Origin of the sequence: Rhodococcus sp. SMB37, assembly GCF_004345605.1 — a bacterium.
Taxonomy (GTDB): Bacteria; Actinomycetota; Actinomycetes; order Mycobacteriales; family Mycobacteriaceae; genus Rhodococcus.
Map to the genome: position 1 here is coordinate 1 of NZ_SLVY01000041.1, position 3,956 is coordinate 3,956.

Annotated in this window: 3 protein-coding genes and 1 pseudogene; 2 read left to right on the top strand and 2 right to left on the bottom strand. The window is 62.9% G+C overall.

All coding sequences use genetic code 11. The annotated features are described in order from the left end of the window. Positions 1–100: 100 nt before the first annotated feature. Positions 101–1,138: pseudogene (locus tag EV641_RS29000) on the bottom strand (IS1380 family transposase); the annotation flags it as partial. A gap of 148 nt (positions 1,139–1,286) precedes the next feature. Here EV641_RS29000 and EV641_RS29005 point away from each other — a divergent pair. Beyond that, positions 1,287–3,251, top strand: coding sequence for a molybdopterin-dependent oxidoreductase (locus EV641_RS29005; protein ID WP_132476959.1), 1,965 nt, complete (start codon positions 1,287–1,289; stop codon positions 3,249–3,251). A 54-nt stretch (positions 3,252–3,305) separates the two neighbouring features. Continuing rightward, positions 3,306–3,608, top strand: coding sequence for a hypothetical protein (locus EV641_RS29010; RefSeq protein WP_132476961.1), 303 nt, complete (start codon positions 3,306–3,308; stop codon positions 3,606–3,608). A gap of 45 nt (positions 3,609–3,653) precedes the next feature. On the opposite strand, the gene EV641_RS29015 is transcribed toward EV641_RS29010, so the two are convergent. Then, positions 3,654–3,956: integrase core domain-containing protein (locus EV641_RS29015; RefSeq protein WP_158289240.1), on the bottom strand; the 303-nt coding region annotated here is incomplete at its 5' end.

A 3,956-nucleotide genomic window follows, 5' to 3' on the forward strand; every position in this document is an offset into this window, starting at 1 on the left:
CGACTGGCGGCCAACCCTCATCACGCGGTCGACCTGGTCTTGAGCGCATGAAACTCCAGGCCGCAGCCCCGGAAGTCAACAACTACGGCACCCTGACGGTCGGCAGGTCGGAGTTGGTGAAAAACGGGTGGTGCCGCCACACCGGAAACAATGCGTCGGGATAGTTCGCGTCTTTGACGCGGCGCACGACCAGCCGGGCGGTGACCTGGTGACGGCCGGAGAACGCGGTGTATTCGACCTCGGCGACCTCGGCGTCGGAGATCAACTGTCCGGTGTCGGGGTCGGTGACCGCGCCGGGGTAGTGCACTGGTGTCCAGGCCTGCTCGTCGATGCTCTCGATCGCCCGGGTGATCCGTGGATTGCGGGTCATGGCCAGTGAGAACTCGATACCGGAGCGGATCGCGGCTCCGATGACGGCCTTGTTGCCGAACGCCGAATCGCCGCGGGCCATGATCTTGCCCGTCGCACCGCACGCTTTCGCGGTGGTGATCGCCGAGCGTAGCTGGGACGCGGCGCCGCGGCCGGAGCCGGTCTTGCCGGCGCGCAGTCGCATCTCGGCGACCACTGGGGCGGCCTGCGCGGTGGACAGCGTCGTGACCAGGGGGTTCAATCCTTTGCGCAGCACGGTGCGGCCGGAGATCTTGGCGTGGCCGTAGGACGCTCCTTGTTTCTGGTGTCCGTAGACCGGGCGCAGCAGCGAGTCGATGTCGAGGAACGCCCGCTCTTCGATGCCCGGCAGCAGTGGGGTGCGGGCGGTGAGGGCGATCAGGTGTCGGCGTAGCACCGCCCCGAGTTGGAGGCTGTGTCCGTAGGTGAACTCGCGCAGGAAGATTCCCAGGGTTGAGGGGGCGTAGACCTGGTCGAACAGGGTCGGCGTCCCGCCGGATCGGAGCAGGTTCATGTCGTCGATGTAGTCCGCTCCGGTGCACATCCCGGCGATGATCGAGGTGAGTTTGCCGATCGGGTTGGCGGCGCCCGATTTGACTCGGGCGCTGTCGATGTCGAGGTGGGTGTCGATCAGTTCCGACAGTCCTGCGTGTTCGGCCAGTTCCAGTACCGGGATCAGCCCGGCGGACGACACGAGATTCGTCTCGTCGAAGAGCGCGGAGTCCGTGCGGAAGGTGTGCGATGATTTCAACTGAAAGTGCCTCGTGGTGTGGTGGATAGTCAGGACCTAGACACTCCCGATTATCCCAGCTCACAAGGCACTTTCGTTATCTCACACGCCGATCCACCCTCGAGATCGTCCACGGATTCAGGCTAAGGGACGTAGAGGCGGCGACCTCATGTACGCCCCCGGACGACTCGCGACATCGCTTCGTCGAAACCGCAACGGCGAATTCGGGTCTGTCCCTGCCTACGAGGCGGCTGCTGAGATCTCGGAACGCCTCGGTGACGTGATCGGCAGCAACGGGCCCGATGCCATCGGTCTGTTCATGGGGACCCAACACAACTTCGCTACCTTGACCGGCCCGATGGTCCGCGGGTGGTTCAGAGGGCTCGGTTCACACAAGTTGTTCTCCACCATGACCATCGATCAGTCGGCCAAATGGATTGTTCGGGAGCGGATGGGGCAATATCTCGGCGGGCGACAGAAGTTCCACGACTCGGACGTCTGGATACTCGCCGGCACAAATCCGCTTGTGTCGGTGAACGGGGGCGATGGTGACGGAGCGTTGATGGCGAACCCCTCGGCGTCCTTGAGGGCAGCCAGAGATCGTGGACTCGAGTTGATCGTCATCGATCCGCGGAAGACCGAGACGGCGTCGAGAGCCGACCTACACCTTCAAACGCGTCCCGGCTTCGATGCCGTCATTTTTGCGGGAATCTTGAACGTCATCCTCACCGAAGAGTTACACGATCGGGAGTTCTGCGACCGCTATGTCGACGGGCTCGACGAACTCGCGAATGCAGTCTCCGGCGTTACACCGGATCTCGTCGAGCGGGTGTGTGACGTCCCCTCCGAGGACCTCATCACTGCAGCAAGGATGTTCGGCCGCGCATCGAGTGGGATGGTGTCGACCGGAACCGGGGTATGTATGGGCCCGGATTCCAATGTGGCGGAACACCTGGCCGCGTGCCTCAACGTTGTCTGCGGCCGATTCGCTCGCGAAGGCGACAGTGTCGAAGACCGGTCTGCACTGTCACGCTCGGTCGCTCCACGCGCGGAAGTCGTTCCGCCCGGACGTAGTTGGGAGTCCGGATTTCACAGCCGCGTAGGCGGAGTGGGCACACTCAACGGACAGCTGCCCTCGGGGATTCTGGCCGACGAAATTCTGCAACCGGGCGTCGACCAGGTTCGCGCGCTTCTCGTGTCCGGCGGTAACCCGGCGAGCGCTCTGCCGGACAAAGACAAGACGTTGCGGGCGTTGCGATCTCTCGACCTTTTGGTTTGTGTCGACACCCACATGTCCGAGACTGCGCAGCTCGCCGACTACGTCATCGCTCCCACGACAATGTACGAACGCGCCGATCACACTGCTGCGATGGAGGCCACTTTCACCACGCCGTATGCCCAGCACACCCTGCCATTGGTAGATCCGCCACCTGGAGTGGTCGAGGACTGGCAGTTCTGGTTCCGTCTCGCCACGGAGATGCACATCGACGTGAAGTTCGCCGGTCGCGTCCTCGACCCGCGCGTGACCCCGACCTCCGACGAACTGCTCGCGATGCTTGCAGAGCGTGGGCGGGCCCCTCTGTCCGACGTCGTCGCTGCCGACGGCGGACTCCGCCCACCACCACGAACCTCGACCGTGTTGCCGCCCTCCCCCGATGCAGCCGAGAACAGGCTCCAACTGTTTCCACAGGGTGTTGCGCATGAACTCGAAGTAGCGTTGAGCAGATCCGACACCATCGTCGACGAGTTCTTGCTGAGACTTGTGGTCCGGCGTGAACGTGAGCTGATGAACTCCTTGGGCCGGGGTATACCCGGTCTCGCGCGTCGCACCTTCAACCCTGCCTTCGTCCATCCCGCCGATCTTCGGCAACTCGGAATTTCCGAGGACGACACAGTAATCATCCGGTCTCGTCACGGATCCATCCGGGCTGTCGCGGTTCCGGACGAGACAGTGCGGCGGGGCATCGTGTCTATGACGCATTGTTACGGATCGCTGGATCCGGATGCCGATCCCCACGACCACGGTAGCAACGTCGCAGCACTGTTGACGTGCGATACGAACGTCCAAACGATCAATCACATGCCGACGATGACCGCGGTCCCGGTCACGATCGATGCCGTCAACGACATCTGAATATCAGTTCTGGCGCACCTTCGGTTTGCGCTACGGGTCTTCCTGAAGGATGGATTGTTTCGGCCGTTTCCGATGCGGGGCATCGAGGCGTGCTTCGATCGGATCGAGCACGTCGCCTTGATGGAGGGCAAGCGGGTATATCGTCGCCGCAAGGGGTCACCGACGTGGCGACTCGTCCGCGACTCCGACAACTTCGTCGTCCTCGTTCATGGGACCGAGGACGCCACCAGTGCGGTGCGCGAACAGGTCGACGAGGTAGGGGCATCTATGGGTCTGCGGCGCTCGCGGGAGAAAACCCGGGTGCGGCACCTCAAGCCCTGCACGCCTTCCCGATTCTCAGACACCGAGACGCGTTGACTGTGTTCACGGCGGCCGAGGTTCACCCCGAATAGTGGAGGGTGGTTACGCGGCCCGAAGGTCCGCAGTCAGTGACACCTCGTAGTCGATCGGGCTCAACATCCCGATCGTGGAATGCCTCCTCGTACTGTTGTAGTAGACCATCCAGTTGTCAACTGCAGCAACTAACTCAGCCTTGTGCACGTAGCTGTGGCGGTAGTAGTGCTCGTGCTTGAAGGTCGACCACAGCGATTCGGCGCCGGCATTGTCCCAGCATTGACCGGCTAATCGTGCCCCAGATCGCGGCCATCGCGGTCGGAATGGTTCATCGCCGGCGTGGCGGACTACGGCGAAGCCGTCGCAGTTGCT

What these genes read in the sequence shown, in the direction of transcription:
- EV641_RS29005 (WP_132476959.1), top strand. Translation starts at nt 1,287, where the DNA reads ATGTACGCCCCCGGACGACTCGCGACATCGCTTCGTCGAAACCGCAAC.